Annotated in this window: 14 protein-coding genes, 2 pseudogenes and 1 riboswitch; of the genes and pseudogenes, 1 reads left to right on the top strand and 15 read right to left on the bottom strand. The window is 37.2% G+C overall.

The window, feature by feature from the left end; all coding sequences use genetic code 11:
* Positions 1-1,224 precede the first annotated feature (1,224 nt).
* Positions 1,225-1,938, top strand: a complete 714-nt coding sequence (locus ACE199_RS03515; RefSeq protein WP_375348580.1) for a DUF3298 and DUF4163 domain-containing protein — start codon at positions 1,225-1,227, stop codon at positions 1,936-1,938.
* 66 nt (positions 1,939-2,004) lie between these two features.
* Here the strand turns inward: ACE199_RS03515 and ACE199_RS03510 are convergent, their stop codons facing one another.
* The 15 genes and pseudogenes from ACE199_RS03510 to ACE199_RS03440 all read right to left on the bottom strand — a co-directional run bounded on the left by ACE199_RS03510 (position 2,005) and on the right by ACE199_RS03440 (position 17,527).
* Complete coding sequence (locus ACE199_RS03510; protein WP_375348579.1) at positions 2,005-2,739, bottom strand: alpha/beta hydrolase; 735 nt, start codon at positions 2,737-2,739, stop codon at positions 2,005-2,007.
* Positions 2,740-3,019: 280 nt separating this feature from the next.
* Positions 3,020-3,198, top strand: a riboswitch (cobalamin riboswitch).
* Positions 3,199-3,431: 233 nt separating this feature from the next.
* Positions 3,432-3,605, bottom strand: coding sequence for a hypothetical protein (locus ACE199_RS03505; protein WP_164853172.1), 174 nt, complete (start codon positions 3,603-3,605; stop codon positions 3,432-3,434).
* A 269-nt stretch (positions 3,606-3,874) separates the two neighbouring features.
* Positions 3,875-4,504 (bottom strand): annotated as a pseudogene (locus ACE199_RS03500) (class I SAM-dependent methyltransferase).
* Positions 4,501-4,823 (bottom strand): annotated as a pseudogene (locus tag ACE199_RS03495) (hypothetical protein); the annotation flags it as partial. The pseudogenes ACE199_RS03500 and ACE199_RS03495, both read right to left, overlap by 4 nt.
* A 186-nt stretch (positions 4,824-5,009) precedes the next feature.
* Positions 5,010-5,840 (bottom strand): ammonia-dependent NAD(+) synthetase, encoded by an 831-nt coding sequence (nadE, locus tag ACE199_RS03490; protein ID WP_375348578.1) that lies wholly within the window; start codon positions 5,838-5,840, stop codon positions 5,010-5,012.
* A gap of 20 nt (positions 5,841-5,860) precedes the next feature.
* Positions 5,861-7,318: a nicotinate phosphoribosyltransferase gene (locus tag ACE199_RS03485; RefSeq protein WP_375348577.1), complete on the bottom strand. Its 1,458-nt coding sequence runs from the start codon at positions 7,316-7,318 to the stop codon at positions 5,861-5,863.
* Between the two features lie 582 nt (positions 7,319-7,900).
* Positions 7,901-9,436: an acyl-CoA carboxylase subunit beta gene (locus tag ACE199_RS03480; protein ID WP_127759996.1), complete on the bottom strand. Its 1,536-nt coding sequence runs from the start codon at positions 9,434-9,436 to the stop codon at positions 7,901-7,903.
* A gap of 156 nt (positions 9,437-9,592) precedes the next feature.
* Positions 9,593-10,372 (bottom strand): enoyl-CoA hydratase, encoded by a 780-nt coding sequence (locus tag ACE199_RS03475; protein ID WP_375348576.1) that lies wholly within the window; start codon positions 10,370-10,372, stop codon positions 9,593-9,595.
* Between the two features lie 11 nt (positions 10,373-10,383).
* Complete coding sequence (locus tag ACE199_RS03470; RefSeq protein ID WP_375348575.1) at positions 10,384-11,286, bottom strand: hydroxymethylglutaryl-CoA lyase; 903 nt, start codon at positions 11,284-11,286, stop codon at positions 10,384-10,386.
* Between the two features lie 125 nt (positions 11,287-11,411).
* Positions 11,412-11,624, bottom strand: coding sequence for an acetyl-CoA carboxylase biotin carboxyl carrier protein subunit (locus tag ACE199_RS03465; protein WP_119118397.1), 213 nt, complete (start codon positions 11,622-11,624; stop codon positions 11,412-11,414).
* A gap of 14 nt (positions 11,625-11,638) precedes the next feature.
* Complete coding sequence (locus tag ACE199_RS03460; RefSeq protein ID WP_375348574.1) at positions 11,639-12,988, bottom strand: acetyl-CoA carboxylase biotin carboxylase subunit; 1,350 nt, start codon at positions 12,986-12,988, stop codon at positions 11,639-11,641.
* Positions 12,989-13,001: 13 nt separating this feature from the next.
* The gene (locus ACE199_RS03455; protein ID WP_375348616.1) at positions 13,002-14,639 is read right to left on the bottom strand and encodes an AMP-binding protein; all 1,638 of its coding nucleotides are present in this window, start codon (positions 14,637-14,639) and stop codon (positions 13,002-13,004) included.
* Between the two features lie 56 nt (positions 14,640-14,695).
* Positions 14,696-15,835: an acyl-CoA dehydrogenase gene (locus tag ACE199_RS03450; protein ID WP_375348573.1), complete on the bottom strand. Its 1,140-nt coding sequence runs from the start codon at positions 15,833-15,835 to the stop codon at positions 14,696-14,698.
* A gap of 70 nt (positions 15,836-15,905) precedes the next feature.
* A complete protein-coding gene (locus ACE199_RS03445; RefSeq protein ID WP_375348572.1) occupies positions 15,906-16,556 on the bottom strand; it encodes a TetR/AcrR family transcriptional regulator in 651 nt (216 codons plus the stop codon).
* A gap of 203 nt (positions 16,557-16,759) precedes the next feature.
* The gene (locus ACE199_RS03440) at positions 16,760-17,527 is read right to left on the bottom strand and encodes a hypothetical protein (protein WP_375348571.1); all 768 of its coding nucleotides are present in this window, start codon (positions 17,525-17,527) and stop codon (positions 16,760-16,762) included.
* Positions 17,528-17,619: the final 92 nt, after the last annotated feature.

The following is a 17,619-nucleotide window of genomic DNA, read 5'->3' as shown; positions in this document are numbered from 1 at the left end:
ATTACCTTTTTCGGTAAGTAGTTTTCACTTACATTGTAATCCATGAGTCAAGTTGTAACATTTCTCCTAAGATGAAATATCTAAATGATTACCAGTTCAATATAATTATATAATTTTTTCAGTGCTGTTTGATACTATTCACTATAAAAATAAATCAATTTTTCTTTTGCTTGATTTGTCAAACTTATATTGAATAAACATTAGTTCATCTTCTTCAAATACAGTATCACAAATCAATGAAAAAAGGCTTGATTCTATTTTACTTCGTTAAACTCATATTGAGTATAATTTAAAATCTTGATAGCTTATTCTTTGTTCCTTTTCCAAAAAGCTCGGTTGTAGGACGTTGTTGATTTTTGGCTCCTACTCGTGTGAAACCTTGGTCTTACACACCTTTCAGCAAGGCCCTCCTCAAAAATAACTATGAAATTTTAGTAAGTTAAGTTCAAAAAAAGAGACTGACTTTTTATAGTCAGTCTAAGGTGACGCAAGGTGCTTCCTTACGTCTTATATATATTATTCAAATAGTAAGACAAGTGTTCCCCATTTTAAATTCAGATAAAATAATAATAAAAATGATTAACTTGTCCAACTTAAAAGTCAACCACGTTAGTTCATTAAATATGCTTTAATGCCTCTATTGCTGTATATTGAGATTTTCGTTCAGTTACATTCCAAAGCGTAAGGATAATGTTCTTCACTTAGCCTATTCAACATTAGAATTTTTCGTATACAAATCCATCAACTTTTCAATATAAGCATTCATCTAGCCCCTCCATTAACTAACAATAGGCCCTTTGATAATTACTAGCACTAAAATACCGCTTCGTATAATGTTCTCGAGAAGACAATTATGATAACATTATAGTCTAAATCACACGAGGAGTGAGCACAAATAAAACAGGTACAATTAATTAGAGACTTACCAGGAACAAACTTTATAAAAGGAACAACATTTTTCATAATCGCGGAATCAGAATTTTTAGGTATCAAAAATTTTGTTCTTCAAGCTGAAGGATTGCAAGGAAAAATAACCATTACCGAAGAAGAGCTGAAAAATAAATTTGTCCTTATAAACCATTTATCAAGCTTCTAAAAGAACATAATCCTTTTAGAAGCATATTTTATTTACAGACAAAATATCGATAACTTATCATACGCTGTGACAGAGGATATTTTTTCCTTTATAATACAAATTAGTAAATCATTAACTTGGAGGTTTTTATGAAAAACATCAAATGGAGTAAGCTTATTATTTGTTGGCTGATGATGTTTGCGTTGTTCGCTTCTTTTTCCCTGCCCTCTAATGACGCTTATGCTGCGTCCTCTACAAAGGCTAAGGTGATAACGAAAACATATAAGAGTAAACAATTTTTGAAATACCCTCAAGTCTCTGGATTAAAGAGCACCTCCGCTCAAAAGAAAATTAACAGTGTTCTTTTGAAGCATATTCAAGGGTCCTATAAAAGCTATAATCAACTAAAGAAAGATATGGAAGAATTCCAAGGAGACCCGCTATGTAAAGAGTACCCGTATGCTTGTCAATATGATTACACAACAAGCTATAAAGTGAAATATAATAAAAACGGAAAAGTCAGTATTCTTATCTTTGATTGGATGTACGCAGGCGGTGCACACGGTTCCGGTTTGGTCACAAGCTATAATTTCAATTTAAAAACAGGAAAGCACTATACACTGAGTAATACTCTTACATCCAAGGCAAAGTATACAAAGGTCACAAAATATGTAAAGAGTTACATGTCAAAACACCCAGACATCTTTTTTGAGAGCTATCTATTAGATGATTTTAAAGTCGATAAGAACACTCAATTTTATTATACAGATAAAGGGATCGCTTTAATTTTCCAAGAATATGAAGTAGCCCCTTACGCAGTAGGCAATCCAGTTATTCACATACCAAGTACAGTTTATAAATAAGGCATGTAAAAAAAGGTGCAAACCCGAGATTTGCACCTTTTTTTACATCTATACAATTAGGACATGTCACAGCAACTCAAGAAATTCATAAATATCCTCATATAATTGTTCACGTTCTGGGCCTAGCGTTATAATATGGCCAGATTCTTCGTACCACTTCAGCTCTTTTTCATATGAATTAACACCGTTATATATATTGTTTACACTCTCTAAATTAATAGTATGATCTAGACGTCCTTGAGCTACAAACAGCGGAGCAAACACTTGATCTAAGTTTTCTTGCACATCCAAAATAAAATCTCTAATTGTCAAAATATTATTCATAGGAACCTGTTGAAACTCCGCCATTTCAGCCTCAATAGTTTCCTCACTTTTCCCTTCAAACTTTTTATAATTAGAGGCATAATCAATCACACGCTTTTGCATCGCTTCGTCTTTTTTCTGATACATAGGAGAGCACATCGTAACAACTCCACTTACTGAGAAATTATAGGCTAACTTTAATGAAAACACGCCACCTAAAGATAAACCAACTGCAGCTATTTGCTCATATCCTTGACTTTTTAAAAACTGATACCCTTCTACTACACTTTGCCACCAATCTTCAACATTTGTCTCAATGAGCTCTTCTGGAGTAAGACCGTGCCCCTTATAAAGTGGAGCATAGCATGTATATCCTCGATCATTTAAATATTTCCCTAGCCTCTTCACATCCACTGTATTTCCAGTAAAACCATGCAATAAAAGAACGGCTCTTTCTCCGCCCTTGTACATAAATGGTTTAGGTGTAACAACTTTCATATATAAACGTCCTTTCTTCTTGCCCATTTTGCATATTGGATAAAAGCAGACAACTGCTAAATTACTTCTTTTTTATCGTTTTTCAAGATGTTATTTCGATATACTTTTTGATGACCCAATGTAAAATACTACATCCTATCATTACCTGTCAATATCTTTTCCTTTATTCTCGACAATTTAAACAATATTAAAAACAAGAAACGTAGAAACTAAAAATATTTGTTTTTATTTGTAGTATTACTATAATAAAAATAAACAACGTAAAATCAATTAAACCATTCAAATTATTTGTTATAAAGGTGTTCATGATAAACGTAAAAGGGAATCTGGTGAAAATCCAGAGCTGTCCCCGCAACTGTAAATACTGATGAAATAAGCACAACCCACCGTAATTTATGGGAAGGGCTTAAAATAGGGAGATGCATAAGTCAGGAAACCTACTTTTATTGCATAGTGCTATTTTCTTCGAGATTTGAGGGAATAGGACGAGGGCTCTAATTTTTGAGGAGTTAATCGAAAAAACAAACAGAAATTTTAGACCTCTCTATCCAAAATCAACATATTGAACAAGCACTTCAGCCGTACATTAAGTTCGAAAATGGGGCGTATACCTATAAACACGATTTCCACGCGGCTCTTTTAAATGTTTAAATAAAAATAGCCTCTAGGCATGACCTAGAAGCTGTTTTTATTCACTTCTTATTTCCTAAAAAAGCACGTATCATTGTTCCTACAAACATAATACCTGCCCCACCTAATAAAAGAACTAAAAATGTGTTTTTTTCAATAACGTCTAGCGGGTAAAGCAAACTACTAAAAATCAGTAAAGCACCAAGCCCCGATATAATCCAGCCAAGTTTATTCAAGTTGTCTTCATCCTTTATCAAAAGTATTCATATCTATATATCTTACACCAAGTTCACAGAGTTTCAATGATTTCGCCCTCTTTTCTGTTTTAAAAGAAAGGCTATGTTTCAAAATAGTGTTGAAAATTAAGCAATTTTAAAGGAAGCCCTTTGGCTTCCCTTAATTCGCCTTTTAATAATGCATAAGCACTTAAAGGTCTTAGTGAATAGGTTACACATAAGCCGTCTCAATTAACAATTCGCTTTTTCCAGTTTTTATGCAAGTGTAATTATAGTTCTTTTTGACATTTTACCATTATAAATTTAAATGGAGGTTTATTTTCCATATTCTTATGCGGCTCAACAATTTCTGAAAATTCTATAAGTCCATATTTTCCAAATTCTTGTTTTATCGAGTCAGAATCATAAAAAAACATTTTTACCCCTTCCATTATCTCGAAATAGTCTTTACCCAGTTGTTTTCCCTTTCCAAACATAGGGGCTTCTTTGGAAATAGTAGTAAAAATCATATATCCGTTTGGCTTTAATTGATCATAGCAATCTTTAATAAACTTATCTCTCTCACGATTATTCAATAAGTGAAGAAGTGCATAACAAAATATACCATCATAAAGTTTGTTATCAAAAGGCATATCGGTTACTTAACCATGAAAAATACTAATATTAAGTCCATTTTGCCTTGCCAATTCAATTGCTGTTTTTGAAATCTCAATACCTGTTACATGTATTCCGTTGTCAATAAAAACCTTTGCATTTCTACCGTATCCAATACCAGGAATCAATATATCCTTAACTTTCTTTTCAAGGAAAAAGTCCTTTGTCAAGATTGCGGAGTCTGAAGGCTCAAATCCCCACATCATTTGATTTTCTATAAAGCTTAATTCCCAAAATTCTGTCATACCTCAATCTCCTTTACAAATATTAGCTCTCTTTCTTTAAAATCTGCTGTTTTTGTATAAGCATAGGCTACATTACATTGAACCATAAAGTTCTTTACCTTTATTGCTTCTTTATCATTTTCAAACAGTTGAAGTCATTTGAATCAGTACATATAGTTACAGTTATAACACCATTAAACCTATTCATTATACCTCTCTTTTTAACCTGCTTACCTCTTTTACGAGATTTTCTTAGCCTTTTAGAAGGTTTTGTACCTTTAAAACTTTCAACAGAGCCTGTACCAAAAAATACTCTTATGCAGTCAAGAATTTTATGCCTCTATCTAAAAGAAACTTGTTGCTATGTTAATTTCACGAAATTATATCAAATTTCAACATTGATTTAAAACATAGGCAAAAGAAAAAGAACATGATGCTTAAAACTGCATAAGTAAGAAGTCAAATGGTCTGCTAATTCAAAAAACTGACCTGCTTATATAAGCCAGGTCAGTTCGATAATTTCTTCTTATCTCCACCACGTATCATATACATGAATCGGTTCATTTCGTTTATGTTCCGTCTTTGTGTACCAGTTTTCAATAATTTCCGCTGCTTCTATGCGAATGTCTTTTCCTTCTAAATAATCATCGATTTCCTCATAGGAAACACCTAATGCCACTTCATCTGGTACTAACGGTTTGTCATCCTCAAGATCCGCTGTTGGTACTTTTAAATATAAGCGTTCAGGAGCTTGTAAATATTTCAAAATTTCTCTACCTTGTCGTTTATTTAAACGGTAAAGTGGAACTAAATCAGCTGCTCCGTCACCGAACTTCGTAAAAAATCCAGTTACTGCTTCTGCAGCATGATCGGTCCCCAGTACAACGCCTTTATAAATACCTGCTAAATCGAATTGTACTTTCATTCGCTCACGTGCTTTTGTATTACCTTTTAAAAAGTTTGATAATTTCTGGCCAGAAGCTGTTTCAACCGCTTGTATTGAAGCGTCAACAGCCGCTTTAATATTTACCGTCACATTCACACTTGGCTTAATAAATTGTAAAGCCACCTGACGATCATCTTCATCTGCTTGTACACCATAAGGCAGACTCACTGCAATAAATTGATATTCATTTGTATTCTTTTCTTCATTTAATTCATTCACTGCTGTTTGAGCGATATAACCACATAAAGTGGAATCCTGTCCTCCAGAAATACCAAGTACAAAACTTTTGATAAATGAATACTTCTTTGCATAATCTTTCAGCAAATCCACACTTTTTCTAAATTCTACTTTAGGATCAATCGTAGGCTGAACTAACAGTTTTTGAATAATTTCTGACTGTAAAGGACGCATCTACTTACCCTCTTTCTACATTATTTAGATACCATTTTGGCTTGTACTTCTGCGATGTTTCTCATTTTATTATCCCAACATTTCTGACTTAAATCGACTGGATACTCTTCCGGATTTAACGCGCGTAAGTACTCTGGCCAAAGCACTTGTAAATTTTGCTTACAAAAAGCTTTAATGTCCTCAATGGCTGGCAATTCATAAACTAATATACCATCCTCATAAATATCTTCATGCAAATCGACCGCATCAAAATCAGTCACAAATTTACTAAGGAATGTATGCACTGGATGAAACATCTTTAATTTCTCTTCTTCTTGCGGCTTTTCATCCTCCATCGTCAAGTAATCACCTTCAGCATGGTGATTAATTTTATTAATAATACGATAGATGCGCTTCAGACCTGGTGTAGAGACTTTTTCTGGATTAGATGAAATTTTCATCGTATCCACCAGTTCACCATGTTCTTCTTCCATCGCCACCATTTTATAAACCGCTCCTAGTGCTGGTTGGTCATAAGCTGTAATAAGCTTCGTTCCGATTCCCCAAACGTCAATACATGCACCCTGCTGTTTTAAATTGATAATAGTATATTCATCCAAATCATTAGAAGCGACAATCTTTGCTTCAGGAAAACCAGCTTGGTCTAACATTTTACGTGCTTCTTTTGATAAATAAGCAAGGTCGCCACTATCTAAACGAATGCCAATAAAGTTAATTTGATCGCCTAATTCCTGAGCAACTCGAATCGCATTTGGAATACCCGAACGAAGGGTATCGTATGTATCGACTAAGAACACACAATCTCTATGTGTTTTCGCGTATTTATGAAAGGCTATATATTCATCTTTATACGCTTGAATCATTGAATGAGCATGTGTCCCTGAAACAGGAATTCCAAATAACTTACCTGCACGAACATTGCTTGTTGAATCAAATCCAGCAATATATGCCGCTCGTGCTCCCCAAATAGCCGCATCCATTTCTTGAGCGCGACGTGAACCAAACTCAAGCGCTGGCTCATCCCCAAGCACTTGCTTAATACGTGATGCCTTCGTTGCAATAAGTGTGTGATAATTCACAATATTAAGCAGAGCAGTCTCAATAAGCTGAGCTTCTCCAAGCGGTGCCTCCACTCGTAACATCGGCTCATTCGCAAAAACAAGTTCTCCTTCTTTCATACAACGTAAGTTTCCTGAAAAACGCAGCCCGCTTAAGTACGTAAGAAATGCTTCATCGTACTCCAATGTTCGTAAATAATCGATATCACTTTCTGTAAAGCTGAAATGTTCTAAAAAATGAACGATTTTCTCCAGCCCTGCAAAAATAGCATAGCCACTCTTAAAAGGTAATTTTCGAAAATAAACTTCAAATACGGCCTTTCGATTATGAATGTTATCTTCCCAGTAAGATTGAACCATATTAATCTGATAAAGATCAGTGTGTAATGTATAGCTGTCATCGGTATATTTCGTTGCCATTTGATAGTTCCTCCCAAAAGAAATGCAAGCCGCTCCTCTTTTTTCATGTTGCTATGTTTATAAAGTGAAACTTCCATCAGTAAGGAGGTATTTAGCCTCCACTGATGGTTATTGAACCAATCGGACCTTTACCAGCAATTGTTCTCCCACTTTCCTTCTTTATTCTCTCAAAATCTTGAAGTGGGAACTACTGCCCATTAAGTGTGAAATAAAATCGTTGCTCCAAACGTGCCTTTAAAATGTTCTAATGTCCTATAATGAACATTCGTATTATTTTTATCAGTTTCATATACCTTCTGTAAAATGCGAATTGTAAACTTTCTTCAAGTGATGTTTATAAACATGAATGATTTCAAGCTTATTTCTTTTCATTAGTAACACTTTATTAGAAACGATTGAGCAATCGTAGTTACCATCCATGATTGCATTCAAAAATAAACTATAAGTATAAATATGTAATTACACACTATCTTACTATATTTGCTTCTTATAATACAAGAAACCAAAAAAGTTTAATTGAATTCTTATCCTTTTCCATATAAAAACCTACCAAAACTGGTAGGTTTTTTATAGATTCATAATTTAAACTGGATATACTCCATGTTTTCGATCAGTAAATGTTAACTGTTTGCTATTATAAGCTGCAAATCGACTTGTTAATTCTGCACGTAAATCATTTGGTGCAACAATTGCATCGACAATCATTTCAGATGCTAAACGGTAGATATCGATATCTTGATTATATTCTTCTCGTTTTTGCGCAATAAAAGCACCGCGTTCATTCGGTTCTAAAGCGTTTATTTTATTCGCATATACTGCATTCACTGCAGCTTCAGCTCCCATTACTGCAATAAAAGCAGATGGTAACGCAAGACAGCAATCTGGTTCAAAAGCAGGGCCAGCCATCGCATATAATCCAGCACCATATGCTTTTCGTACGACGACGGAAATTTTCGGTACAGTCGCTTCGCTCATCGCTGAAATCATTTTTGCACCATGACGAATAATACCTGCTTGTTCAACCTTTGTTCCAATCATAAATCCTGGAATATCAGCTAAGAATAGAAGCGGAATATGGAAAGCATCGCATAGCGTAATAAATTTAGCGGCTTTATCCGCTGAATCATGGAATAACACGCCACCCTTTACACGAGGTTGGTTAGCAATAATCCCGACCGGCTGCCCATCAATACGGGCTAACGTCGTAATCAATTCAGGCGCAAACAATTTCTTAATTTCGCAGACTGAATCTTCATCGACAATGCGATTGATTAGATCGTGCATATTAAATGGAGCATTCTGATTAGCTGGAATAATGTCTGCTAATGTTTTTTCAAAAGAAGCAGGTGCTTTGGCTTCTACTGGTGTCGGTTTTTGTTGATAATTCGTTGGGAAATAGCTTAAATAGCGGCGAGCAAATGCAATTGCTTCTTCCTCTGATTTAGCAAGCACATCTCCACATCCAGAAACTGAGCAATGCATTTTCGCTCCGCCCATTTCTTCTTCCGTTACCTTTTCACCAATAACCATTTCAGCCATTCGCGGAGAACCTAAATACATAGATGCATTGCCATCGACCATGACAACGATATCACAAAAAGCAGGGATATACGCACCACCAGCAGCGGAAGGACCGAACAATAAGCAAATTTGCGGTACTTTTCCAGACAGCTTCACTTGGTTATAAAAAATTCTTCCAGCACCACGGCGACCTGGGAACATTTCGATTTGATCCGTAATACGTGCTCCAGCAGAATCAACTAAATATAAAAGAGGAACTTGTAATTTTTCCGCTGTTTCCTGAATACGAATGATTTTTTCAACCGTTTTAGCTCCCCATGATCCTGCTTTTACAGTAGAATCATTAGCCATTACACAAACCGTTTGGCCGTTAATTTTCCCGATGCCTGTTACAACACCATCAGCTGGCAGCCCTTCACTTGTACAATTAGCAAAAAAGGCATCCTCTATTTCAATTCCTTCATCAAATAATAACTCCAAGCGTTCACGAACAAATAGCTTACCTTTTTCTGCATTTTTTTCATGATATTTAGTAGAACCACCTTTTTTAATTGTTTCCACAATATCATTCAGTGTAGTTTTCGTTGATTGTGACATGCTAATCCCTCCGCTTTTTTAAAAGATAGGAAAATATAAAACTTTCAATACGTTTTGGTGTCTAGATTCAAGCGTTACCGACTCAAAGTCATAAGCTAACCTCTTCGAAAGACAAATTATGTATCTGTCAACGATTGCAGACGCCTTACGCTTTTCTTAATTCCCTGTAAAGACTGGCTTTCGCTTTTCTTTAAACGCGGCCAGACCTTCTAATCGGTCGTTAGAATGAATCGTCGTATTGTATTGAATTTTTTCAATAGCTAATCCTGCTTCCAATGAAACATCTAGTCCTTCATTAATAGCCGCTTTAGCTGCTCGTAGAGAAAGCGGCGCATTTTCAGCAATCTCCTGAGCGAGTTTTTTCGCTTCTTCTATTAGCTCACCTTGCGCCACCACTCGGCTAACGATTCCAAGCGAATTGGCCGTATGTGCATCAATTCTACGCGCTGTATAGATTAATTCTTTTGCCGCAGCAACCCCGATAACACGTGGCAAGCGCTGTGTTCCACCTGCGCCAGGGATAATGCCAAGCGCCGTTTCCGTTAAGCCCATTTTCGCTGTTTCTGAAGCTAAGCGCAGATCACAAGCTAAAGCGAGCTCCAGCCCTCCTCCAAATGCAGCACCATTAATAGCGGCAATCACAGGAACCGGAAAGTTTGCTAGTTTTGTAATTGTGCTTCCAATCAGTTTGACTGTCTCTTTTACCTCGGCTTCTTCCATACCGGCACGTTCCTTCAAATCAGCACCCGCACAAAATGCCTTCTCTCCTGCTCCCGTTACAATGACAGCTCGTAACTGAGAGTCATTTTGTAGTTCAGCGATTGCTTCATTTAACTCAAGAAGCAATGCTTTTGATAAAGCATTAGCTGCTTCAGAACGATTTAACGTAATAATCGCAACACCTTTTGTTTCACGATTCACTTCTATCAGCTTCATATCTTCACTCCTCACTTACTAGCATTAAACACGGCCATCTGATGACTTGGCAGCGGCGTTTGCAAACTATTTTGAATAAGCAAACTCGCCTGCATAAGTTTCTCAGCATCAATTCCCGTCTCAATTCCCATCTTATCTAGCATATGAACAAGATCATCTGTCGCAACATTTCCACTTGCACCCGGAGCATACGGACAGCCTCCTAACCCACCTAATGAAGCATCGAAGGTAACAATCCCGTACTCTAGCGATTTCACAATATTCGCAAGCGCCATTCCTCTCGTATCATGGAAATGAAGCGCGACCTTGCTTTTGTCATATCGCTTAAGAGCTACTTCAAGAAACTGCTCCACTTGCATAGGAGAAGCTACACCAATCGTATCACCGAGAGAAAGTTCATGAATGCCATAATCAAATAACTGATCACAAACACGCAACGCTTGCTCGATTGGCACATCTCCTTCATATGGACAGCCAAAAACGGTTGACACATATCCTCTTACCGTCTTTCCGTTTTGAATTGCCTCCTCAATAACTTCACGCAAGACAGGATACGTGTCTGCTATTGATTTATTAATATTATTCTGATTATGCGATTCACTTGCCGACATAAAAACAGAAACCTCGTCAATATTAGCTTCTAATGCAGCTTCTAGGCCTCTCTTATTCGGAACAAGTGCCGCATATGTTACATCCGGATTTCTCTTAATGCCCTTCATTACCTCCATTGCATCACCAAGCTGCGGAATCCATTTAGGATTAACGAAAGAGGTCGCTTCAATATAAGAAAGCCCTGTGTTAGACAAAGCATTAATCCAGTCTATCTTTACATCTGTTGGAACAATCCGCTTTTCATTTTGAAGACCGTCTCGTGGGCCTACTTCCTTAATAATGATTTTCTCCGGCCATTTCAATTACATCGCCTCCATTTTATCGCAAATGAGCAGATAGTAAGCCCCCACTTCACCGTTAAGCGAAGCGGGAGACTTCAACCAACACTCAGTATCTCTTCCCTAAAAGAAAATCTACTAGATGAACTCTATTCAATGATTGCTAACACGTCACCTTCATTTACAAAATCCCCTTCATTCACCTTTAATTCCTTCACAGAACCCGATTGCTCTGCCGCAATAGGAATCTCCATTTTCATCGATTCTAAAATCACGATATCTTGTCCGTCTGTTACCGTTTCCCCTTCTCCTACAACTACCTTCCATACATTACCAGCCATACTCGCTTTTAATTCTGCCATTTAAAATTCCTCCCTTAAACTGTAATTTTTTTAATATATTTATCAATAAAGTCTGTTGTTGTATCTCCATTTTTAAATGCTTCGTGAGCAGCGATTTCTTCTAGCAATGGAATATTTGATTTAATTCCTTGTACTTTATATTGAGCCAGCGCCTCTTTTAACCTCTCAATCGCTTCGTTTCTCGTTTCTCCCTTAATGACTAATTTTGCAATCATTGGATCATAAAAATGAGAAACAACGGATTGATTATGAACAGCTAGCTCATGACGAATCCCTTCTCCATTTGGCAACTGTAAATCCGTAATTTTTCCTGGAGCTGGATAAAACGTTTTTGGATCTTCAGCATACACTCGTACTTCAATGGCATGCCCTTCCAGCTTTACATCGTTTTGTGTAAAGGAAAGCTTCTCGCCACAAGCAATACGAATTTGCTGTTCTACTAAATCTAAACCTGTAATTTCTTCAGTAACAGGGTGCTCCACTTGCAAACGTGTATTCATTTCTAAGAAATAGAAGTTTTGCTCATGATCTACTAAAAACTCAAGTGTACCAGCATTATAATAGCCAATTGCCTGCACAGCTTTTACTGCTGCCTCCCCCATCTTACGTCTCGTTTCTTCACTTAAGAATGAAGACGGCGCTTCTTCGACGACCTTTTGATGACGACGTTGCACAGAACATTCTCGTTCCCATAAATACACCGCATTGCCAAATGTATCTGCTAATATTTGAATCTCAATATGACGCGGCTGTAAAATACGTTTTTCAATGAACATATCACCGTTGCCAAAAAACATTTGTGCCCGCTTTTGATTTCCTTCAAAGGCTTTAATTAGCTCCGCTTCATTGTCAATCGATTGCATCCCAATGCCACCGCCGCCGGCAGAAGCTTTCAACATAATCGGATAGCCTATTTGCTTCGCTACTTCAACCGCTTCCTCCGCATCAATAAGTGGACGAGATAATCCCGGAACAAGTGGTAATCCTGCTTTCTCCATTGTTTTTCGCGCTTCGACCTTGCTGCCCATTTGTTGCATAACATCAGGACTTGGTCCAATGAATGTTAAACCAGCGCTTTGACATGAACGAGCAAAATCTGCATTTTCACTTAAGAAACCGTAACCTGGGTGAATCGCATCTACCTTTGCAAGACTTGCAATCTCTAAAATCTTTTCGACATTCAGATAGCTTTGCTGTACTGGTGGCGCACCTAACAGATAGGCTTCATCTGCCTCAGAAACGAATGGAGCATCCGCATCTGCTTCAGAATAAATAGCTACTGTTTGAATGTTTAACTTTTTACAAGTACGAATAATTCTCCTTGCAATTTCTCCTCGGTTCGCGATTAATATTTTCTGGATCATCGACATGCCCTCCTTATTTCGTAGATTCTGAGATTACATCTATTGATTGTTCTTTCAGTTTGAATTTCTGAATTTTTCCAGACGCCGTCATTGGATACTCTTTTGTAAACTGGACATAGCGAGGAATTTTAAAGTGAGAAATTTGACCCTTACAATATTCCTTTACTTCTTCCTCTGTCAGCGTTTCGCCTTCTTTTAAAATAATCCATGCCATGACAGCTTCTCCGTATTTTTTATCCGGAACGCCAATGACTTGTACATCAAGAATTGCTGGATGCTGATAAAGAAATTCTTCGACTTCACGAGGATATACATTTTCTCCTCCACGAATAATCATATCTTTCAAGCGTCCTGTGATTTTACAATATCCATTTTCATCCATAACCGCGAGGTCTCCCGTATGAAGCCAACCCTCATGGTCAATCGCTTCTTGTGTTGCTTCTGGATTTTTGTAATATCCCTTCATAACATGGTAACCGCGCGTACACAGCTCACCTTGTGCTCCCGGTGACACTTCTTCTCCTGTACTTGGATCAACAATTTTCACTTCGACATTAGGGAACGCTCTTCCTACAGATGAAACACGTAACTCAATCGGGTCATCCGTTCGAGTCATCGTAATGCCAGGTGACGCTTCCGTCTGTCCATATGTAATCGTAATTTCCGACATCCCAAGTTTTTCTACGACATTTTTCATTACTTCAATTGGACAATTCGACCCTGCCATGATTCCTGTTCGAAGTGTACTTACATCATAGCTATCGAAATCATCTAAATTCAGTTCAGCTATAAACATCGTCGGTACACCATGAAGCCCTGTACACTTTTCGGCAGCAACTGTTCTCAATACATCTCTTGGATTAAATTCTTCAATCGGAACCATTGTCGCTCCGACAGAAACACAAGCCATTGTCCCTAGTACACAACCGAAGCAATGGAAGAACGGCACAGGAATACATAAGCGATCCTCGTTTGTCAGCTTCATACAACTTGCAATATTTAGACCATTATTAACAAGATTAGAATGAGTCAACATCACACCTTTAGGGAAGCCAGTTGTTCCTGATGTATATTGCATGTTAATCACGTCAGATGGACTTTGATTACTCATACGTTCATCTAACATTTCCTCAGTTACATCAGCTTTTCCTTTCAACACATCATCCCAAGAATACGTGCCCGGATATCGATTTTCACCAAGAACAATGACATTTTTTAATTTTGGCAATCTTTTTGATTGTAACTGCCCTGGTTTAGATTCTCGTAATTCAGGAACAACTTCATATAACGTCTCGATGAAGGAATGACCGCGATACTCTTCCATTAAAATAATCGTTGTCGCATCCGACTGTTGTAGCAAATATTCTAACTCACTTCTGCGATAATTCGTATTCACTGTTACAAGTACGCCGCCCATTTTCGCTGTTGAGAATTGGGAGATGAGCCATTCTGGTTTATTTGTAGCCCAAATAGCCATATGATCACCTTGTTCAATTCCAAGCGACATAAACCCGCGAGCTACTTCTCGACATAATTTCTCAAATTCCCGATACGTATAGCGAAGACCTAAATCATGGTATACAACCGCCTCTTTATCACCTGAAACACGAGCTGTTTGCTCTAGCAACTGACCAATCGTGACATGCAACAATTCAGTCATTAAAGTCCTCCTCATCAAGTTATATTTAAATTATCTTATTGGAAAGATTAACAACCTAGCTGTTTAGCAATAACCATTCGTTGTACTTCAGAGGTTCCTTCCCCAATCTCTAAAAGCTTCGCGTCACGGAAGAAGCGCTCAACTTGATACTCCTTCATATAACCATAACCTCCATGGATTTGTACCGCTTGATCACATACTTTCATGCATATTTCCGAAGCATACAATTTAGCCATGGCTGCTTCCTTCTTAAATGCTCTTCCTTGATCTTTCAACCATGCTGCTTTATAAACCATGTTACGAGCTAATTCAATATTCATAGCCATGTCAGCCAGCTTGAATTGAATGGCTTGAAATGAAGATAAGCTGTTACCGAATTGTTTTCTTTCTTTTGCATACTGAAGCGATTTTTCATAAGCTCCTTGTGCAATTCCAACGGCCATCGCCCCGATTCCAATTCTTCCTCCATCAAGAGTAGCTAAAAACTGCTTAAACCCATTGCCTTCTTCACCAAGGAGATTCTCTCTAGCAACGCTTACATTTTCAAAAACTAACTCAGTTGTATTTGAAGAATGAAGTCCCATCTTTTCATAATTACTAATTACAGTAAATCCCGGCGCATCAGTAGGTACAATAAACGCACTAATTCCATTAATTCCTTTTGATCGATCTGTTACTGCAGTAATTGCAAGGTTTTTGGCGTAGCTTGCATTCGTAATAAAACATTTAGAACCAGAAAGCACCCACTGACCATCCTTAAGAATCGCTGTTGATTGAGTTCCACCTGCATCAGAACCAGCATTAGGTTCAGTCAAACCAAAAGCACCCAAGTACTCCCCTGTACAAAGTGGTGTTAAATATTTCTCCTTTTGCTCATGAGTGCCAAATAAATGGATAGGAGCTCCCCCTAGTGAAATATGTGCAGAATAGGTAATACCTGTAGAGCCACATACTCGACTTAACTCTTCTACAGCAATGGCAAAGCTGATTGTATCACCACCACCACCACCATATTCTTCAGGAAAAGGAAGACCCATCATCCCTAGCTTCGCTAATTGATTGAATATTTCCTTTGGAAATTCACCAGTACGATCCCTTTGATCTGCACCTGGAGCAACCTCGGCTTCCGCAAAATCACGAATTAACTTACGTATCATGGCTTGTTCTTCTGTTAAATCAAAATCCATAGTCAAAAACCTCCCGTAATTTATATAAGACCGACTAGTTGGTCTTGTTAGGCCCTACAAAAGGGCATATTCAATTCGTTAAAAAATAAGACTGAAAAGCCGGATCCTGTTTCGCTTGATCCGTTAGTAATGAATGAAGAATCAAATCTACATAAATGTCGGCAATTTCATCAATCGTCTTTTCCCCGTCCCGCTTATACCACTTATAGGACCAATTCACCGTACCTAAAATGAACATACTGGTAATTTGAACAGGAAGTTCTGGACGAAATTCTCCTTTATCAATCCCTTCTCGGATGATTGAGAACATCGTTTCTTTATATTGACTTCTTTTTTCCTTAATTGCTTTGTCATAAGGTGGTTTTAAATATGTGCTTTCTTGATAAAAAACAGAAATATGTGGTTTATAGAGGTCAAACACTTTTACAAAAGATCGAATAATTCTTTGCATTTTATCTGTGGGGCGTATACTTGATGAAATCGCTTCCTGCGCTTTCGTCAACACATAGGAAACAAAATAATCGTGAATCACAAAAAGAAGCTCCTCTTTCGATTGGAAATGATGATAGAAACCGCCTTTGCTCGAACCGCTTTTCTTCACAATCTCTTGAACTGAGACACCATGAAAGCCATGTCGTTCAAAGAGGCTTAACGACGTTTCGATAATTCGGTCCTTTAATTCCGTAAAGCAACCACTCCTTTTAAATTTTCTAGCATTCAATTATTTATAGTAATAACTGAACTTAAATATGATTCTAACATATTATGTAAAAATATTACAATATTTTTCTATGTAAAATTATAGAAAATTTTTTATTTTATATAACATTGTTGATTTTTGGCTTATTTTAGCTAAAAAATCACTTAACCAACAATAAGATTAACTCAGCACAAACAGAAAAAACTCATCAAATAGATGAGCTTTTATCGATTCTTTCTTTTCTTTAACGGTTTAACATTTGCTTTGATGAGCTTCCAAGCCCCCTCCTGAAACGTCCACACTGAAGAAATCGTCGCAATAGCCTCTTCTCCCTCAATTCCTTTTACTAATTGTTTTCCAGTTAAGCCCTTTCCGCGTCCAAATTGAGAGCGTACTGTTAATTCGAAATAAGGGTGGATAATTAACTCCGTAGCTTCATTTAATTTTCCATTTTGATAAATCCCTAACTCTTCATACACCTCTCTATGATTGCTAATATCCACCCGGACCGGCTTTTGCCCCTCGACAGTAATGTCTGCCATATAATAGTCTTGAAATTGAGCTGTAACAGGAACAGAAGGCGGCACCTCTATATTCGCTACTTGTCCTTTGTTAAAAGAATAAATTTGATGAAATAATTCAGATTTATCCTGTTTTTGAAAGGAAACAAAGACATCCTGCACACCATCTTTATTAAAATCAGCAAGAGCGAGCTTCGGTTTATATCCTGCTTCAAGCGGGATGGACATCCTCTTGCGGTTGCTTTCCACTACAAGTTCCATTTTCGTTAAAAGATGACGATTTTTCTTGCTTGGTGTACCTTTTAACTCAATAATATCCACTTTTTTGTCACCGGTAACATCTCGCTTCATTGACTCATAAAACTCATTTGACTTAAACCCTTTATCATGTGCTTCAACAGCTTGATAGCTTAAACAAACAGAAATGACCAGTACAGCATATTTTAATACATGTAAAAAATGACCTTTCATTCTCAACCGCTCCTTACGATTGTGAGATGTGTTTCTTTTTTATTTTTTTGATCCTTCATAAAGATAGACCAGAAATAATAGAAACCCGGCAC

The organism is Peribacillus sp. Hz7 (assembly GCF_042136355.1).
Lineage (GTDB): Bacteria > Bacillota > Bacilli > Bacillales > DSM-1321 > Peribacillus > Peribacillus asahii_A.
This window is presented reverse-complemented; position numbering and strand designations above follow the sequence as displayed.